19 protein-coding genes are annotated in these 19,586 nt (G+C 29.5%); 7 read left to right on the top strand and 12 right to left on the bottom strand.

What is annotated here, in order from left to right:
• Nucleotides 1–145: 145 nt before the first annotated feature.
• On the bottom strand, nt 146–466 hold the full coding sequence (gene ytxJ, locus CD034_RS02295; protein WP_002449093.1) for a bacillithiol system redox-active protein YtxJ: 321 nt from the start codon (nt 464–466) through the stop codon (nt 146–148).
• Nucleotides 467–592: 126 nt separating this feature from the next.
• On the bottom strand, nt 593–1,459 hold the full coding sequence (locus CD034_RS02290; RefSeq protein WP_103288097.1) for an EMYY motif lipoprotein: 867 nt from the start codon (nt 1,457–1,459) through the stop codon (nt 593–595).
• A 107-nt stretch (nt 1,460–1,566) separates the two neighbouring features.
• Here CD034_RS02290 and CD034_RS02285 point away from each other — a divergent pair, with 107 nt between their 5' ends.
• The 3 genes from CD034_RS02285 to CD034_RS02275 all read left to right on the top strand — a co-directional run bounded on the left by CD034_RS02285 (nt 1,567) and on the right by CD034_RS02275 (nt 3,444).
• On the top strand, nt 1,567–2,082 hold the full coding sequence (locus CD034_RS02285; protein ID WP_002455622.1) for a GrpB family protein: 516 nt from the start codon (nt 1,567–1,569) through the stop codon (nt 2,080–2,082).
• A gap of 93 nt (nt 2,083–2,175) precedes the next feature.
• Nucleotides 2,176–3,102 carry a UDP-N-acetylmuramate dehydrogenase gene (murB, locus tag CD034_RS02280; RefSeq protein ID WP_002455623.1) on the top strand — a complete coding sequence of 309 codons (927 nt, stop codon included), beginning with the start codon at nt 2,176–2,178 and terminating at the stop codon, nt 3,100–3,102.
• 27 nt (nt 3,103–3,129) lie between these two features.
• Nucleotides 3,130–3,444, top strand: a complete 315-nt coding sequence (locus tag CD034_RS02275; RefSeq protein ID WP_002455624.1) for a CHY zinc finger protein — start codon at nt 3,130–3,132, stop codon at nt 3,442–3,444.
• 228 nt (nt 3,445–3,672) lie between these two features.
• On the opposite strand, the gene CD034_RS02270 is transcribed toward CD034_RS02275, so the two are convergent.
• The 7 genes from CD034_RS02270 to nrdI all read right to left on the bottom strand — a co-directional run bounded on the left by CD034_RS02270 (nt 3,673) and on the right by nrdI (nt 11,231).
• The gene (locus CD034_RS02270) at nt 3,673–4,707 is read right to left on the bottom strand and encodes a ferrated catecholamine ABC transporter substrate-binding lipoprotein SstD (protein ID WP_002455625.1); all 1,035 of its coding nucleotides are present in this window, start codon (nt 4,705–4,707) and stop codon (nt 3,673–3,675) included.
• Between the two features lie 106 nt (nt 4,708–4,813).
• Nucleotides 4,814–5,584: an iron ABC transporter ATP-binding protein gene (locus CD034_RS02265; RefSeq protein WP_002455626.1), complete on the bottom strand. Its 771-nt coding sequence runs from the start codon at nt 5,582–5,584 to the stop codon at nt 4,814–4,816.
• On the bottom strand, nt 5,581–6,540 hold the full coding sequence (locus tag CD034_RS02260; RefSeq protein ID WP_002449066.1) for an iron chelate uptake ABC transporter family permease subunit: 960 nt from the start codon (nt 6,538–6,540) through the stop codon (nt 5,581–5,583). Before CD034_RS02260 ends, CD034_RS02265 begins: the two co-directional genes overlap by 4 nt.
• Nucleotides 6,530–7,498: an ABC transporter permease gene (locus CD034_RS02255; RefSeq protein WP_002449086.1), complete on the bottom strand. Its 969-nt coding sequence runs from the start codon at nt 7,496–7,498 to the stop codon at nt 6,530–6,532. The genes CD034_RS02260 and CD034_RS02255 overlap by 11 nt, the downstream gene beginning before the upstream one ends.
• 184 nt (nt 7,499–7,682) lie before the next feature.
• Nucleotides 7,683–8,651: a class 1b ribonucleoside-diphosphate reductase subunit beta gene (gene nrdF / locus CD034_RS02250; protein WP_002455627.1), complete on the bottom strand. Its 969-nt coding sequence runs from the start codon at nt 8,649–8,651 to the stop codon at nt 7,683–7,685.
• Nucleotides 8,652–8,764: 113 nt separating this feature from the next.
• A complete protein-coding gene (gene nrdE / locus CD034_RS02245; RefSeq protein WP_002488027.1) occupies nt 8,765–10,870 on the bottom strand; it encodes a class 1b ribonucleoside-diphosphate reductase subunit alpha in 2,106 nt (701 codons plus the stop codon).
• The gene (gene nrdI, locus CD034_RS02240) at nt 10,833–11,231 is read right to left on the bottom strand and encodes a class Ib ribonucleoside-diphosphate reductase assembly flavoprotein NrdI (protein ID WP_002449085.1); all 399 of its coding nucleotides are present in this window, start codon (nt 11,229–11,231) and stop codon (nt 10,833–10,835) included. Before nrdI ends, nrdE begins: the two co-directional genes overlap by 38 nt.
• A gap of 737 nt (nt 11,232–11,968) precedes the next feature.
• On the opposite strand from nrdI, the gene CD034_RS02235 reads away from it, so the two are divergent.
• The 4 genes from CD034_RS02235 to CD034_RS02220 all read left to right on the top strand — a co-directional run bounded on the left by CD034_RS02235 (nt 11,969) and on the right by CD034_RS02220 (nt 16,187).
• Entirely contained in the window at nt 11,969–12,835 is an 867-nt protein-coding gene (locus CD034_RS02235) for a DMT family transporter (RefSeq protein WP_002449096.1), read from the top strand.
• A 10-nt stretch (nt 12,836–12,845) separates the two neighbouring features.
• Complete coding sequence (gene queF / locus CD034_RS02230) at nt 12,846–13,346, top strand: preQ(1) synthase (protein ID WP_002449091.1); 501 nt, start codon at nt 12,846–12,848, stop codon at nt 13,344–13,346.
• 283 nt (nt 13,347–13,629) lie between these two features.
• Nucleotides 13,630–15,135, top strand: coding sequence for an S-Cys-Gly-3M3SH uptake peptide MFS transporter (locus CD034_RS02225; protein WP_002449073.1), 1,506 nt, complete (start codon nt 13,630–13,632; stop codon nt 15,133–15,135).
• A 128-nt stretch (nt 15,136–15,263) separates the two neighbouring features.
• The gene (locus CD034_RS02220; protein WP_002449080.1) at nt 15,264–16,187 is read left to right on the top strand and encodes a diacylglycerol/lipid kinase family protein; all 924 of its coding nucleotides are present in this window, start codon (nt 15,264–15,266) and stop codon (nt 16,185–16,187) included.
• 62 nt (nt 16,188–16,249) lie between these two features.
• Here CD034_RS02220 and CD034_RS02215 read toward each other — a convergent pair whose 3' ends face one another.
• From CD034_RS02215 to CD034_RS02205, 3 genes are all read right to left on the bottom strand, one after another.
• A complete protein-coding gene (locus CD034_RS02215; protein ID WP_002455631.1) occupies nt 16,250–16,786 on the bottom strand; it encodes a 5' nucleotidase, NT5C type in 537 nt (178 codons plus the stop codon).
• A 94-nt stretch (nt 16,787–16,880) separates the two neighbouring features.
• Complete coding sequence (gene hisC, locus CD034_RS02210; RefSeq protein WP_002449088.1) at nt 16,881–17,936, bottom strand: histidinol-phosphate transaminase; 1,056 nt, start codon at nt 17,934–17,936, stop codon at nt 16,881–16,883.
• Between the two features lie 135 nt (nt 17,937–18,071).
• Nucleotides 18,072–19,586, bottom strand: a complete 1,515-nt coding sequence (locus CD034_RS02205; protein ID WP_002455632.1) for an ABC transporter permease/substrate-binding protein — start codon at nt 19,584–19,586, stop codon at nt 18,072–18,074.

Raw genomic sequence — 19,586 nt, 5'->3', positions numbered from 1 at the left:
TTCACATTATACATAGGTTCATCGCATATTTCATTTTTTACATTTTATAAATATAAAAGTCATTTAAAGTGATAAAAATGTAGATATAATAAAGAGCTGGTAACAAAAAATGTACCAGACTCTTAAATCGATATATTTATCTTTCTTACTCTTCAGCTTGTGCTAATGTAGATACATTAATATCACTGTGACTTGCATTCCATACAGCTTTTCCATCTACAAAATAAAAAGCTTGTGGTGATTCATGTTTCACATTTGTCTTTTCAGCAATATAATCAGAAAGTTTTCTTTCTTCTTGAACTACTAGATAATATCCATCTATGTCTCTTTCATATAAAAACTTATTAAATTGATCAAATGCTGCAGCTGAAATTGGACATGTGTCACTATGTTTTAATACAAATACATCGTTATGTTCTTCTAATACTTGTTCAAACTGGTCAATCGAACTCAGCTTTATAGCCATTCTATTCACCTCTAAATTTTTTAACTTTGTCCCTTTTTTTAAATTAAACTTCTCAATGGCTACAATTATACACATTTCATCATATAATGTTAACCAAAAATTTAAATTTAGGTTTTATTCGTTTTGCTATACTTTTTCTAATTTTGTTTTAAAGTTGTGATTTCCCTTACTTAAATCTTTACCCGTTTTAGGTAGTTTCTCAACATTAATTTTTGAAAGTTGATCTTCAATCTTAATAGTTGTTTCACGTGTCTCATAATAATTAAGTAAATTATAGTACATTTCTATCGCATTTTTACGAGCATTGTTTACATGTGAATCTGTAATATTAGTCTGATTTAAATCTTTAATCTGTTTTTGTATCAGTGGTTTTATATGCTCATTAATTGCTTTTGAAGTAGGATAATTATCCTTTTCTAAATATTTTTGAGCAGTTTTTCGTAAATTACGATTATTGTTTTCAATTTTAGATTTTAATAGATGTGCATTTTCTTGATTATTTGTTTTACGTATATCTTTTTCTACTAGTGCTCTATTTATTTCAAATGAATGTGTATAATTTAGAATTTTTTCATTTTCCACAACTGATTGATTATATAAATCTACAAATGATTTAATTTCATTTATAGATTGATGTTGCTTACTCACATGATTTAAATAATCTTTCTTTAATTGACGAGTTTTATTTGTCTTAGCCGGAAGATGTTTAGCTTCTTTTTCATACTCTTTAAACTCAGGCACTAAACGGTGATTTATATTTTTCTGTAGTCGTTCAAATGACTTTTTATTTTTATCTGTTGTATCGGTTTTACTTATATCATTTAAACGGTTCAGCTCTAATTGATTCATCACTTTTTCCACGCTTTTTTGCTTGGTCTCTACTTTAGATAGGTGTTGTTTGAAGCGATTTAAATCTTCGTTATTATTCTCACCACAACCAGAAAGTATCAAACAGTATAGTGAACATAATGAAAGTATTATTAATTTTTTCATTTTTGCACTCCTAACACCCGTATTATACATAAAGTTATTTATATTGAAAATAAATTATGTTATAGTATTTCAGAATTTGTATCATTATTTAATTGAAGGAGTTACATATGTATGCATCTGTTCAATCATTTATAAATTGTACCAACGTCAATGATTATCATCAGTTGTATGAAGACACTAAAGCTCTGTTATTTAACTTGTTAGATTCTCCAGTAAAATTCACACAACATATCGGGGGAACAAAACATTTTTCTTATCCCACAGAACCGATTTTAGATGTTTTAGTTGGAGTCAATAATCTCCATGATATTACCTCTCTTGATGAAAAGAGATTGAATTATGTAGGCTTTTATCGATTACACCATCCTTATAAAAAGAAAGTGATGATGGCAAAATTTGATAATATGATCAATCTTAAGCAAATAATACGATTACACATTATTCAAATAGATACGCCCTTATTCACTCAATATTTAGCTATAGATCACGTACTGTCTACACAAAAACACGTAGCACAGATGTTTTCTAATCAGAAAAATGAATTTATCAATTTAAATTCAACAATCCGATACTACGAAAACCAAAAACAGAAATTTTTTGATAATTTGTATCATACACTTTAATGATATACAAATTGTTTTAAACTCTTTTAGCAAAACATATGTAAAGTTGCTATAATAAAGTTTAGATTATAGAAGAGAAGAAAGGATGTACTTATGTTAGAACAAGAAGACATCTTAAAAGATTTAAAATCTTTAGTACCTGACAATATTATTAAAGTTAATGAACCGTTAAAACGTTATACATACACGAAAACTGGTGGAAATGCAGATTTTTACCTTTCACCTATCGAAAATGAACAAGTACAAACTATCGTACGTTATGCTCAAGAACATCAATTGCCTGTTACATATTTAGGGAATGGTTCAAATATTATTATTCGCGAAGGCGGTATCAGAGGTATTGTGATTAGTCTATTATCCCTTAATCATATTAATGTCTCAGATGATGCAATTATAGCAGGAAGCGGTGCAGCAATTATAGATGTATCGAGAGCGGCAAGAGATCACGTTCTTACCGGCTTAGAATTTGCTTGTGGCATTCCTGGTTCTGTTGGTGGTGCTGTTTATATGAATGCAGGCGCCTATGGAGGAGAAATTAAAGATTGCATCGATTATGCTTTATGTGTAAATGAACACGGCGATTTGATACAACTGACTAAAGAACAATTACATTTAGACTATAGAAACAGTGTCGTTCAAAAACAACATTTAGTAGTTCTTGAAGCAGCATTTACTTTAGAACCAGGTAACTTGAACGAGATTCAAGCTAAAATGGATGATCTTACAGAACGTCGTGAATCTAAACAACCACTTGAATACCCGTCATGCGGTAGTGTATTCCAACGTCCTCCAGGTCATTTTGCTGGAAAATTAATTCAAGATTCAAATCTTCAAGGTCATCGTATTGGTGGCGTAGAAGTCTCAACTAAACATGCTGGATTTATGGTAAATGTCGATAATGGTACAGCAACAGATTACGAGAATTTAATTCATCACGTACAAAAAGTCGTGAAAGAAAAATTTGATGTTGAATTACATCGTGAAGTTCGAATCATTGGCGAATATCCAAAGTCAGAGTAAATTCTCAATGTAAGGAGATGTGAAACAATGCCAAAAGTTTATGGTTCTCTCGTAGACAATGAAACACGTTGTATTCACTATCATACATTGCTTGACATTATAGCGATTAAATTTAAATGTTGTGAAAAGTATTATCCTTGTTACCAATGTCATAACGAACATGAATCTCATAACATTCAGCGTTGGTCAGCAGAAGAATTTCATAAAAAGGCGATACTTTGTGGAGTTTGTCAAAATGAACTCTCTATTCATGAATACATGATGACTGAAACTTGTCCAAGTTGCCAAGCACATTTTAATTCACGTTGTAAATTTCACTATCATTTATATTTTGAAATTTAATACTTAATTTAAATGATATATAGAATAACATATAAAACAAAGTATTTTGACGAGACTCTTGAAGGAACGGCTACAGACTAAAGTTGTCCCCTAACAAAGCGAGCCAACCATACGAAGTATTGTAAATAAAGAAGCCAGTAAATGAATTTATAATAAACTCATTTACTGGCTATTTTTCTAGGATGTATGTCCCACTCTTTTATTCATTCTAAACTTAGTATCCTAGATTTATTTTTTAGTTTTATCAATTACTTTTTCTAACTCATCAATTTGTTTTACTGTTGTTGTTGTTGAACCTGAAGCAAAGTACCATAATTTAGGGTCTAATTCATAAACATTGTTATTTTTAACTGCTTTTACATCTTTAATAACATCATTTTTTAACACTTGTTTAGCTGTCGATTTTCCACCCACAACTGATCCACGATCCATTGCTAAAATGATATCTGGATTATGATTACTGATATATTCATTATTAATATTTTGACCATGTGGACTTATTTTAACGTGTTTATCCGCTGGTTTAAAGCCTAGCGTATTAAATACTAAATCACCAAATCTTCCACCTGGACCGAATGTAGAAAGTTCTCCTTCATTAACTAAAAGATACATTACAGATTTATCTAAATCCTTAGTTTGTTTTTTCATATCTGAAATTTTTTGATCTAATTTTGTATTCATATCTTTTGCTTTATCTTCTTTGTTGTAAATTTTACCTAGATTTTCTGTATTCTTTTTCATATCTTTAATATAATGATCTTCACTTGCACCTACATAGACAACTTTAGCTTTAGGCGCTGCCTTTTTAAACTCATCTAGATTTTTCTGAGTGGCTGCTCTACTTGAAATATAAATAACATCCGGTTTAGCTTCAGCTATTTTATTGAAATTTATTTCTTTTAAATTACCAGTATTAATATATTTATCCTTTTTAAATTCACTTAGAAAACTTGGTAAAGATTCATTATTTTCACCTTTTGGTAAGCCTTTCACTTTATCAGCTACACCCATTTCTTTTAAAACATCTAGTGCTCCATAATCTAGAATAACCGCGTTCTTAGGATTTTTAGGCACTTTCACAGTGTTACTAATTTTTTTACCCTCATTACTACTTTCGTCATTTCCACTTGCTGAAAAGCTATTTTTAATTGAAACTGTATCTTTTGAATCATTTTCATTATTTGATTTATTACTAGAATTATTACTACACGCTGATAATACTAAAGCTAAAGTTAAGACTAAAAATAAGACTGTTTTCTTCATATGTATTTCTCCTTTTATAAGTTAACTTTGGCACTCAATTTTTCAAGTATTTACTTTTATATTTTCTAAGCATCACCCCTTTAAATATAAAAATATTTATCTCATTTTAAAAGATAACCTCATCATAGTATAAACAAATACGTTGGCCTCTAATTTCTTCTACATGAACATCCATTTCATATAAATCACTTAACACATTTGTTTCAATCACACTATCTTTTGGGCCAGATTTAATAATTTCACCTTTCTTTAGTGCAACAATGTAATCTGAATAACAAGATGCAAAATTAATATCGTGGAGTACAATAACAATCGTTTTATTTAAATTGCGACACAATGTTCGAAGTGTCTGCATAATTTGAACTGAATGTTTCATATCTAAATTATTTAACGGTTCATCTAACAAAATGTATTCTGTATCTTGAGCAATTGTCATAGCAATATACGCACGTTGTCTTTGTCCTCCAGATAGTGTTTTTATATTTCTATCTTTGATTTCCCTTAGATGTAGTAAATCAATGGCATATGCCACTTTCTCATGATCTTCTTTTTTCATTCGACCTTTTGAATAAGGAAAACGTCCAAAATTTACAAGCTGTTCTACAGTGATATTCATATCAGTATGATTTGTTTGTTTTAAAATACTTAACTTTTTTGCTAATTCATCGCTTTTATAATCATCAATTAATTTATTTTCAATATTAATTGTACCGTTCTCATATTCAAATAACCGACTTACTGCTGATAGAAGTGTACTTTTTCCTGCACCGTTTGGACCTATCAAAGAGGTTAACTTACCCTTTTGTATATCAACATTTATATCTTTCAAAATAGATTTACTCTGAATTTTTTTATCTAAATTTCTAATCTGAATCAATCTTCATTCCTCCTTTTAATAAGTAAGTATATGAAGTAAATACCTCCAACTAAATCTATAATAAGACTAAATTCAGTGGTAGCTTTAAACATATTTTCTATAATCCACTGAGCTATAAATAAACTAATCCAACTTATAAGAATCGTTGCGGGTAAAATATATTTATGTTCATATGTTTTCATGAATTCATGCGCTAAATTGACTGTTAATAATCCTAAAAATGTAACAGGACCTACTAAAGCAGTAGATATTGATACTAATAAAGCCACTAAAATTAATAAAAGTTTTGTCATTTTTTCATATGATACACCTAAGTTAATAGACTGATCTTTCCCTAGTAATAACACATCTAAATAAGGTCTTAATATAAAAGCAATTACAATTAAAATAATTAAAAGTATACTTGAAATAAGAACAAGTTTAGAATTAGAAGCGTCAAAACTTGCAAACATCGCACTTTGAACGGTTAAAAAGTCATCTGGATTCATAATAAGTTGAATAAATCCAGTGATACTACGGAAAAATGTTCCTAATACTACCCCAACAAGTAAAATAAAATAAACCGAAAAATGTCCTAATTTAAACATGCCTTGAAATAATACTAAAGAAAAAAGAACCATCACTACGAGAGTTAGAAGAAAATTCAAATAAGTATTTGTCACTACACTGGCTTGTGTACCTAATAAGAACACAGGCAAGACTTTAATAAATAAATAGACTGAGTCTAATCCCATAATTGAAGGAGTAAGTAATCTATTCGCAGTGATAGATTGGAAAATAACAACTGCCGTACTAATAGATCCACCAACAAGTAAAATTAAAACTAATTTTCTTATTCGACTTTCAAACTGATATTGAAAAATTTCAAAATCCAAACCTACTAGTAAGTAGAAAGCAGCCATGCAAATTGTAAAAAGAAAGAGAATTAATATTTTTTTATTAGCACTAATTTGCATAATTATTTCTACCTTTCATCAATAAAACTAAGAAAATAATCGTTCCAAATACTCCTATTGTTAAACCAATATTTATTTCATAAGGGTAAACAATTAATCTACCAATAATATCGGAAAACAATACAAATATAGAACCTAGCATTAATGTATGAGGTAATGCATTTTTCAAGTGGTCGCCTCTATACATTGAAATAATATTAGGAACAATTAAACCTAAAAATGGTAATGTTCCAACTGTCACGACAACTAATGCTGTCAATGTTGCAGTGATTAAAAGCGCAATATTTATAATTTGTTCATATTTAACACCTAAATTATGACTAAAATCTTTGCCCATTCCAGCAATCGTAAAGTGATTGGCAAATATATAAGCGATAATTAATAAAGGAATAGCTAAATATAAAATTTCATAACGGCCGCTTGTAATAACAGCAAAATTCCCATTCAACCAATTATTAATACTTTGTAGTGCATTCGTTCTTAATGCTATAAAAGTGGTAAAACTTGAAACAATGCCACCAATCATAATACCTAAGAGCGGGACAAAAATAACTTCTTTCACTTTTATAAAATTGATTAGTTTAACGAATAAAAATGTTCCTCCTAGGCTTAATGCAACTGCAAAAGTCAATTTGATCAATATATGACCTTTTGGGAAAAATATGAGTGAAAGTAATATTCCTAATTTTGCCCATTCCATTGTTCCAGCTGTAGTAGGACTTACAAATTTATTTTGCATCATCTGTTGCATAACTAGTCCTGCTAAAGCAAGAGAACTTCCAGATAAAAGAATACTTATAGTTCTAGGAATACGACTAGAAAATAAAATATTTTTCTGATTATCTGACAAATGAAAAAGATCAGTTATTGATAATTGACTTACGCCAATAAATAAAGAAAGTATACTTAATATCACTAAAATGATTAATAATGTATAACCTTTGAATAGAAACTTCATTCGTAATGCTCCTTAGTATATATACCATTTCCATTGAAAATGATTATCATTTAACTATATATTAAATTGTCATAATAAATTTTTCAATAGTAATACTAATATTCTTTTATTTTTTATAGAGAAATTAAAAAAACTAATTGCAGTGATGATTCTACAATTAGTTTTTCTAAAATTAGTTATTATTCTAATCTTCAAAAATAAAATCTTCGTCTTGTAAAGCTTCCACGTTAAGTGCTAATGTATAGCCGTCTCCTTTTACTGAGAAAAAGTCATGATTTTTTGTTGATGTATCTAATGCGTTTTCAATAATAGGATTAAACTCTTTTTCTTCAAAATAAGGTTCAAATCCTAAGTTTGATAAAGCTTTATTCCCATTATATTGTACATAATTTAAAACATCTTCAGTTAAACCGATATCATCATATAACATATGTGTATACGATACCTCATTTTTATATAGTTCTTCTAACAACTTATACATTTCTTTATCAGCTTTTTGTTTTTCATTTTCTGATAGCTCATTACGTAAACTTTGAGCATCTAAACCGGTAAAAACTCCATGAATTGATTCATCAAGTAAAATTTTTCTAATAATTTCACCAGAAGTTGTCATTTTTCCTTGACCCGCAAGATAAAGTGGATAATAGAAACCAGAATAGAACAAGAACGTTTCTAAGAAAACACTTGAAACTCTTGCCATATATTGATCAAAAATAGAGGCTTCTTTTCCCCAAAGTTTATGATAATTAGAGATAATTTTATCAGATTTATATTTTAAATGAGGCTCTTCAATTACCCAAGTATCTAATAGATAATTTGTTTCACTAGATGGAAGTAACGTTGTAAAAATATGTGAATAACTTTTAGCATGAATTTGTTCCATCATTTGCATAAATGAATAAACTGCTTTTTTACGTAAATCCGTTGTATGTAGCATAATTAATGGCATACCATCATCCGCTTGATGTGTATCTAATCCAGTTAAACCTGCTAAAGCACGTTTAAACGTATTTTTTTCATCCTCTGTTAGTGTCTTCCAACTTGCTATATCCTTTGAAACTTTAAATTCTGTTTCTACCCACATTTGTGAAATGTTTTGACGCCAAAACATATTTGTCATATCTTCTTGAGTATTCCAATTGACGGCCTTCATTAATAAAATCCTCCTCTATTTATTAACCATTACATTATTTAAGAGGATAAGATTAAAATGCTTCTCTATGAGAATAATTTAATCTTTCCTCTAAATATTTATTTCACTATTAATTAAATTGCACAACTTGTACATTCTTCAACACTTAATAATTTATTACGTGTATAGTATAAAGATTTCAATCCTTTGTGATGTGCGTATACGTATAATCGTGACAATTCACGTGTTGAAATTTCAGAATTAACATATAAAATTGTTGAAATCCCTTGGTCCACATGTGTTTGAATTGTTGAAATTAAATCTATAAGTTTCATTTGATCAGTATTAAATGCTGATTTATAGTACCACATTGTTTCAGGTGATAAGAAAGGCATTGGATAAAATGTTTCAGCATTTCCATACGTACGTCGCTCAATTTGATCTACGATTGGCATGACCGAACTAGTTGCATTCTGAACATATGAAATACTTTGAGTTGGTGCAATAGCTAATCGATAAGCATGATATAAACCATATTCTTGTACTTGTTGTTGTAATGATTTCCAGTCTTCTGATGTAGGAATTTGCATATTAGCAAATAATTCTTTTACTTTTTCAAATTGTGGCACGAACTCTTGTGATGTATAAAAATCAAAATATTTGCCACTTGCATAATCTGATTTATCAAAATCTTGATATGCTTCTCCACGTTCTTTAGCAATTTCCATAGAACGTTCAATTGAATAATAGTTCATCATCATAAAGAAAATATTAGCAAAATCTTTGGCTTCTTCAGATTCATAGCCAATTTTATTTTTCGCTAAATAGCCATGTAAGTTCATTACGCCTAAACCTACAGAATGTAACTCATTATTTGCTTTTTTCACACCTGGTGCATTTTGAATATTTGCTTCGTCACTTACTACTGTTAATGCATCCATTCCAGTATGTACTGAATCTCTGAATTTACCCGTTTCCATTACATTCACTATGTTCAATGAACCTAAATTACATGAAATATCACGTTTAATTTCATCTTCAATTCCATAGTCATTAATAATAGACGTTTCCTGTAATTGGAAAATTTCAGTACATAAATTACTCATTTTAATTTGACCAATATTTGAATTCGCATGTACTTTATTCGCATTATCTTTAAACATTAAATATGGATAGCCTGATTGCAGTTGTGTTTGAGCAATCATATTCAACATTTCTCGTGCATCTTTTTTCTTTTTAAGAACATTAGGATTAGCTACAAGTTCATCATAATATTTTTCAATATCAATATCGTCTAATGTCACTCCATATTCTTGTTTTACAGTATGAGGTGCAAACATATAAAAGTCTTTACCTTCTTTAGCTAAATCAAAGAATTTAGATGGAACAATAAGACCAGTGGAAATTGTTGATAGACGTAAGTCTTCATCGGCATTTACTTTTTTAGTATCTAAGAATTCTTCAACATCATAATGGAAAATGTTTAAATATACTGCTCCAGCTCCAGGACGTTGACCTAATTGATCAGCATAACTAAATCCACCCTCTAATGCTTTTGCTACAGGTAATACACCTTTAGCTACGCCTTTAATACCTTTAATTGCTTCACCACGTGCACGTAATTTAGATAAATTGATAGCCACGCCACCACCAATTTTACTTAATTGTTTAGCAGTAGAATCTATGAAATTAATTGAGTTTAGACTATCATCAACTTCTAGTAAAAAACATGAAACAAGCTCTCCACGACGTGCGCGTCCTGCATTTAAAAATGTAGGTGTAGCAGGTTGATAACGTTGTTCAATCATCGCTAAAATAAATTGTTTAGCTTGTTCTTTATTACCATCTGCTAAATATAGAGCAACTATAGCAACATGTTGATTATAGTCTTCTAAGTACTTAGATTTATCATTTGTTTTTAAAGCATAATCTTTATAAAATTTGCTTGCAGACATATAACTAGCAAATTCAAAATTAATAGATTTTGCGAATTCGATAATTTCTATTAAATCTTCTTCGCTATACTTCTTAAATACATTAAAATAAAAATGATTATCTACTAAGTAATGTAAACGTTCAATTTCGCTATCAAAATAAATTGTTTTATCGCTAATTTCTTCTAAGTAAACGTTTAAAGCTTCTTGATCTTTCTCAAGATTAAAAAAGCCATTGTCTTTACGTTTAGTTACTTCATTGTTTAATTCAATATGATTGTACTTTTTCTCGTCCATAATCTTCATTGAAATGCCCCACCTTATCTCTAAATTCGATAACATCTTTATTTGTACCTTGAACCTCAAATTTCATTAATAAAGGCACATGGTATGTTTCAGAAATTGTTCGACCTGCTTTCGCAAAGTTTTGTCCCCAGTTACGATTACCACTAGCAGCAACAGCACGTATATAGGCATGATTAACTTCTAGAAAAGACTGTACTTCCTTAGGAACTTCACCAAAACCAATTGTACCTGTAACTAAAATATAAGGTTCTTCTATACTATCCTTACAATTGTCTTTATTGATTTCTAATACATTTTTAATTTCACTACGTTTTATAAATCTTCGTACATTTCCTGAAAAAGAGAAATAAACTACTTTCATAGGAACGCCCTCTTTCGACAATCTTATTAATTAAAAAGAAGTTCTCTTAGTCTTATAAGAAAACTTACTTTTAGAACGAATATCATTTCGTTAACTTAATCAAGCTAATACTACATATTGTGTTTCTAATTATTAATCTTTAAAAATCATTATTTGTAAATCGTTCATGTAAATAGTGTAGATTCCGAAAAAATCAACCCAAATAAGTGTGAAATTGCTACTAAAATGAATTATTCATACAATCTTTCTATTTTCCTCAAACACAACATATTGTGTCTCAATTCAAAACCCAACACTATATTCTGTGTTTCATTATACATAAATGATATCCTAATTAAAAGTTAATATTTGATGTCAAATGTTCGTGAAATCGGTTAAAGGTGCATCATAGCTATATTAAAAACTAAGAAAATTTTATTTTAGTTTTTTTAAGGTATTTCACTTGATTTTTTGCCTACCATTACTAAACCTTATTTATTCGGGATTTCCAATACATAAGAATGTAAATCGTAATATATTGTTAACCATTTATTAAAAAAATAACTCATTTTTTATATTAAAAGCCGAATAAATTTCTATTTTACGAATTAAAAATTTAGAGTATATCTAACCATATTAAGAACATATGTTCGTTATCATTATAATTTTTCTTTTTTATCTTTGCAAGTACTTATGCATCCACAAATAAATTATGCTAATATATAGACGTTAAATTTTTATAAATGAGGAGATATACTTTGAATCCTAAGGTAAAAGGTATCATTGCTATTTTAATTTCTGCTATTGGTTTTAGTTTTATGTCTGTTTTTTTTAGACTAGCCGGAGACTTACCCGTATTTCAAAAATCTTTAGCAAGAAATTTGGTAGCCATGTTTATTCCATTATTTTTCATAATAAAATATAGGCAACCTATATTGGGTAAAATGAGTAGTCAACCCCTTTTAATGACTAGATCGACGTTAGGTCTTATAGGGGTATTATTAAATATTTACGCTATTGATCACATGGTGTTAAGTGATGCTGATACTTTAATGAAACTTAACCCTTTTTGGACTATTTTATTAAGTTTAATATTTTTAAAAGAGAATATTAAAAGGTATCAAATTATAGCTATGTTAATTGCTATTTTTGGTATGTTATTCATTGTTAAACCAGAATTTTCTTCAACTATGTTCTCTTCTTTAGCCGGTTTATTCTCAGGTATCTTCGCTGCATCTGCATATACTTGTGTACGAGCATTAAGTAAACGTGAAGCACCTTATACTATTGTATTTTATTTTTCATTATTTTCAGTCATCGTTCTGATTCCATTTTCTATTGCAACATATGAACCGATGACAAAGTTACAAATTATATATTTATTAGGAGCTGGATTATCAGCGGCAGTAGGACAAATTGGTATTACATTAGCATATAGTTTTGCTCCAGCAAAAGACATTTCTATTTTTACGTATGCTTCTATATTATTTACTGCATTATTTGGCTTTATATTATTCGGAGAAACACCAGATTTCTATGCATTTATAGGTTATATCATCATTATTGGCGCTAGTTACTTTATGTTTGAAAAAGCACGTAGACAATCTAATACATCTAACAATTAGGAGGCAAATTATGACACAAGGTCGCAATAAAGAAGAATTACAAGATATTACATTATTAGGCAATCAAAATAATAAATATGAATTTGACTATACACCCCAAGTACTCGAAACTTTTGATAATAAACATCAAGGAAGAGATTATTTTGTAAAGTTTAATTGTCCAGAATTCACTTCTCTTTGCCCTATCACTGGACAACCCGATTTTGCTACAATTTATATTTCATATATACCAAATATAAAAATGGTAGAATCAAAATCACTAAAATTATATTTATTTAGTTTTAGAAATCATGGTGATTTTCACGAAGATTGTATGAATATTATCATGAATGACTTAATTGACTTAATGGATCCTCATTATATAGAAGTATGGGGTAAGTTCACGCCACGTGGAGGCATTTCAATAGATCCATATACAAATTATGGTCGTCCAAACTCTAAATATGAAAAGATGGCCGAACATCGTTTAATGAATCACGATATGTATCCTGAAAAAATAGACAATCGATAAAATGTTTTTAACTCCTTTTATTTTTACTAATGTAATATAAAAGGAGTCATTTTTATTCTAGTTTTTTTTAATAAACTATTGCGATTTATTAAATTAAAGCGTATTTTAATATTATCGTTGAAATTTATAAAGATATAGGTCTTTTATTTTTATAAGTTATTATATTTTATTTGACTGAAAATTCTAAAAATTTATATTTTTAAGAAATTTTTGTAAAACTTAATTGTACAATCTTATTTACATAGTAATCAGTCATATTAGGAAAGAAAGGAGTGGGATGTTAATGGCAACAAATAACTCCCATGAACAAACAATTCAATCAATACCACAGAAAGGATTTTTCGGTCATCCTAGGGGATTAGGTGTGCTCTTTTTCGTAGAGTTTTGGGAAAGATTCAGTTACTACGGTATGCGTGCGATGCTCATATTTTATATGTATTTCGCAATACACCAGAATGGATTAGGTATTGATAAAACTACAGCAATGTCAATTATGTCAGTATATGGAGCACTGATTTACATGTCTTCTATTCCTGGCGCATGGATTGCTGATAGAATTACAGGCACACGTGGTGCTACTTTATTAGGTGCTGTACTTATTATTATTGGACATATCTGTTTAAGTTTACCATTCGCCTTATTTGGTTTATTCTCATCAATGTTCTTTATTATTATCGGATCAGGTTTAATGAAACCTAATATTTCAAATATTGTAGGTCGTTTATATCCTGAAAATGATACACGTATTGATGCAGGTTTCGTTATTTTCTATATGTCTGTTAACTTAGGTGCATTAATTTCACCTATCATACTGCAACATTTTGTAGATATACGTAATTTCCATGGTGGCTTCCTTCTTGCAGCTATTGGTATGGCATTAGGTCTTGTTTGGTATTTATTATTTAATAGAAAAAATTTAGGTAGTGTTGGAATGAAACCTACGAATCCACTATCTAAAGAAGAAAAGCGTAAATATGGAATGATTATCGGTATCATAGTAGCAATTGTGATTGTCGTATTATTAGTTACATATTATACCCATACACTTTCCTTCGATTTAATTAGTAATACTGTATTAGTTCTAGGAGTAGCTTTACCAATCATTTACTTTACAACTATGCTTCGTAGTAAAGACGTTACCGATGGAGAACGTTCTCGAGTAAAAGCATTTATACCTTTATTTATTTTAGGTATGTTATTCTGGTCAATTCAAGAACAAGGTTCTAACGTTTTAAATATTTATGGTTTGGAACGTTCTGACATGCAACTCAACTTATTTGGTTGGACAACTCGATTTGGAGAAGCTTTGTTCCAATCTATCAATCCATTATTTATTTTATTATTTGCACCAGTTATTTCTATGATTTGGTTAAAAATGGGTAAAAAGCAACCTTCTTTAGCTATTAAATTTAGTATTGGTACATTACTAGCAGGTTTATCATACATTCTAATTGGATTAGTTGGTTTAGGTTATGGACATACACAATTCTCAGTTAACTGGGTTATTTTATCATATGTAATCTGTGTTATTGGGGAACTTTGTTTATCACCTACAGGTAATAGTGCTGCTGTTAAACTTGCACCTAAAGCATTTAATGCTCAAATGATGAGTGTATGGCTATTAACAAATGCTTCAGCACAAGCAATTAACGGTACATTAGTAAAATTAATTAAACCACTTGGTCAAACTAATTATTTTATTTTCTTAGGCACAGTTGCTATTGTTATTACTCTTATCATTTTAGTTTTCTCACCTAAGATTACGAAAGCTATGAAAGGTATTCACTAATTAAATACAAAATAGTAAAAAATACTTCTAGTTATAACATATAGAAGTATTTTTTACTTATATATTTAAAATTATAAAATTCAGGGTAATTATTTATAATATAATTTTAAATGAAAGTAGGTTGAACTATGGAGCAACAGTATAATCATGGGGTGTTATTTTACCATGAACATAGCGGACTTAAAGATATCTATGATGGATTGGGAGAAGTCGCTAAATCACTAACTCAGTTATGTAAGCATCTTTCAATACAATTAAGTGAAAATGAAGGTAACATTGAAAGATATTGTAAAGAAATAAAAGACCATACTTATAGTAATGATATCGATATCGTTTTTATATTGGGAGGAGACGGTACAGTTAACGAATTGATTAATGGTGTAATGAAATATGATCTAAACCTTCCTATAGGTATCATTCCAGGTGGAACATTTAACGATTTTACTAAAACATTAAACTTAAATCCTGACTTCAAAAAAGCTAGTGAACAATTGTTGTCTTCACATGTTGAGTCATATGATGTTATGAAAGTAAATGATAATTATGTACTTAACTTTGTCGGGCTAGGACTTATGGTGCAAAATGCTGAAAATGTTCAAGAAGGACGCAAAGATATCTTTGGAAAATTAAGCTATGTTGGTTCCACTGTAAAAACACTCATGAATCCCGACCATTTTGACTATACAATGACAGTAGACGACAAAGAATATAAAGGAAATACGTCTATGCTAGTTATAGCAAATGGACCTAATATTGGTGGCAGTCGCATTCCACTTACAGATCTTTCTCCACAAGATGGAAAATTAAATAGTTTTATATTTGAACAACAAAGTTTTAGTATTTTAAACGATATTTTCAAAAAAAGAGATAGCATGAATTGGAATGAAATTACCGAAGGAATTAATCATATTCCAGGTTCTCACATAACATTACGCACTGAACCAACTATGAAAGTAGATATTGATGGAGAAATTAATTTAGAAACACCTATCACTATTGATGTGTTACCTAAAGCAATCAATATCCTTACTTTTTCGAATGATGAGAAATAACAACTATATCATAATCAAAAGGTATGTATGATTGCTTCAAGCTTCATACATACCTTTTTACTTTAATTGTTATTTAAAAACATTGCTTCTACATCTTTCCAGCCATTCACTCGTTTAAAACGTGTTTCATTTATATTATGTGCAGCCGTAAAGATAATAGGTTCTCCTTCGAAAATTTGAAGCTGACGAGGATTATCATCTATTAAATAATCTGTTTTAACAATATTTTTTCTTCCACAAAAAATAAAATGCTGTGGATCTAAAAATGGAAAATATTCTAATAACCATTCATATTTATCATGAAATGAAGTGGGTACGTCCATTGCCGCTGTAGCGATATATACATCATAATGCTCATTAAGTTTTTCTACTGCCTCTTGAGCATGTGGTATCACTTTAAGATGTCTAAAAAACTCTGGCGCTCTTAAAATATCTCTTACTAACCCATCATGTTCAGGAATCACATGGTTTAATTTGTGACCATTTAATGATTCCATTGTAATTCCTAATTTAGTTTCAATATTAACTGCTTCAATAATTGCACCTAAAGTATCTGCTAATACTTCATCCATATCTATTGCTATAGATTTACGTGCCATGCTATCACTTCCTTAGTTATCTTTTGCACATTTTCAAAGTATAGCAAAAAACCTTTAATTCGTCATGAATCGTAATTAAAGGTTTTTCATTAGTTTAATAATTAAATTGTTTTAATACTTCAATCATTTTATTATTTTGTTCTTCAAATCCAATTGTAATACGTACTCCATTAGGAAATGGTCTAGTGATACAGCCAACGTTTAGTAATTCATTATACAATGCTTGTGGCTTATCTGTTACTACAAATACAAAGTTCGTTTGACTAGGTAAAAAGTGTTTACTTTGTTCAATGTCATAAAACTTTTCACGTTCTTTTGCATTTTTTTTAGTAATCTCTTTTAAATAATCTTGATCCTCTAATGCTGCAATCGCTGCATATTCTGAAATTCGTGTCACATTAAATGGTGGACGAATGATATTCCATTTTTCAATAGCTTCATTTGTTGCCACAACATATCCTACACGTAAACCTGCTAATCCATATGCTTTAGAAAATGTTCTTAATAAAAATGCATTATCAAAGCGTTCTTGTAGTTTTAATGTATCAGGATAATCTTCAGCAGTGACGAATTCGAAATACGCTTCATCAATTAAGACTGGCACATGACTTGGAACACGTTCCAAAAATGACTCTAATTCATCATGACTAAAATATGTACCTGTAGGATTATTAGGATTACATAACCATACTAATGAGGTATCAGAATTAACCTCTTTTAAAATGCCTTCCAAATCAAATCCGCCATTTTTTAACGGTACTTTTACAACTTCAGCTGATTCAACAATCGCATTATGATAATATTGTCCAAAAGTAGCTTCACTTGTCACAATTTTATCTCCTGGTGTTAAAACTGCTCTAGAAATCATAAGTATTACTTCATCTAAACCTGCGCCAAATAAAATTCGAGATTCATCAACATTTAAATGCTTACTAATTGCTTTTCGTAATGATGGAGAGCCTGTTTCCGGATAGTAGAATAACTCATCTAAGTGCGCTTCAATTGCTTCTTTTACACGAGGTGATGGTCCATATAAATTTTCATTCGATGCTAGTTTATATAACTCACCTTCTATACCAAATTTTTCTTTAAGTGCTTGCGGTGATAACCCAGGTTGATATGCCGATAATTGTTGTAGTTGTTTTTTCATTTATGATCACTCCTATATAAATTAAGTTACTTTCCTTTTTCACTTATTAATTAAAATAGTACCATAAATTATCGATTTATACTTTATGTGTTAAAAAGCTCATAGATAAAATGTATCTATGAGCTTTTTACAAATTTAATGTGCCAATCCTTCTTTTTCTAAATATTGTTTAGCAACTTTATATGGATCTTCATTTTTCACTGTCACTTTATAATTCATTTCTTGCATTTGTTCATCCGTAATTTTATTTGATAATTGATTTAAAGCTTTTTTAATTTCCGGATGTTCTTTTAGAAACTTTTCTTTAAACATTGGAGCACCTTGATAAGGTGGGAAAACATGTTTATCATCTTTAAGTACTACCATATCATATTGTTTTAATTCAGCATCTGTAGAATACGCATCAATAAGATTAATGTCGCCTTTCTCTACTGCCGTATAACGTAGTTTAGGTTCCATTTGTTTAATATTAGAAAGATTCAAGTTATATTTTTTAGCTACTGCTTTATAACCATCATCTCTATCTTTAAATTCCATAGTAAATCCTGGTTTAAGTTGACCTTGTACTTTACGTAAATCACCAATTGATTGTAAATTATATTGTTTAGCAAAATCTCTTTTAACAGCTAAAGCATAGGTATTATTATATTTCATTGGTTTAAGCATCGTCATATCATATTTTTTCTCTAAACTTGCTTTAGCTTGGTGATATACATCAGCTTCTTTTTTAGATTTTAGATCCTCTTTAGTAAGTTCTCCTAGTACTGTACCTGTAAATTCTAAGTACCCATCTATATCGTCTGATTTTAACGCATTAAATAAGAATGAGGTTTTACCCATACCACTTTTAACGTTAACTGTATCATGTGTTTCCTCTTCAATTAATATTTTATACATATTCGTAATAATTGAAGGTTCAGAACCTAATTTTCCTGCCATAGTAATCGTTGCACTTTTTTTACCAAAGAGTGGAACAACAATAACAAGTAAGATAATTAATAGAATAATACCTAGTGTAATAAGAAGTTTTTTATAAGATAATTTCGCCATATAACGCAATATAAAATCAAATAAAATAGCTAATAATGCAGCTGGAATAGCGCCAATCAATATAAGTGCTGTATTGTTACGATCAATGCCTAATAAGATCAAATCCCCTAATCCACCTGCTCCAATTAATGCAGCTAATGTAGCAGTACCAATAATAAGCACCATAGCTGTACGTATACCTGCCATAATGACTGGCATTGCAATAGGTAACTCGACTTTAGTTAAACGTCGCATTGGTTTCATACCGATACCTTTGGCTGCTTCTGTTAGAGAAGGCTCTACTTCTTTAATACCTGTATATGTATTTCTTAAAATAGGTAATAGCGCATATACTACTAATGCAATAATTGCTGGAACTTTTCCTATACCAAAAATTGGAATCATTAATCCAAGTAAAGCAAGGGATGGAATAGTTTGTAATACCGCTGCGATATTCATTACAACTTCAGATAAACGCTTTGTTTTAGTTAAAGCAATACCAAGTGGTACTGCAATTAAAATTGCGATAAATAAAGCAATAAAAGAAATTTGTATGTGCTCAAAAATTGTTCTTAGTAATTCTCCTCTACGATCATTGAGCGTTGTTAAAAATTCGTTCAT

Source organism: Staphylococcus hominis subsp. hominis (assembly GCF_002901845.1).
Taxonomy (GTDB): Bacteria; Bacillota; Bacilli; order Staphylococcales; family Staphylococcaceae; genus Staphylococcus; species Staphylococcus hominis.
This window is presented reverse-complemented; position numbering and strand designations above follow the sequence as displayed.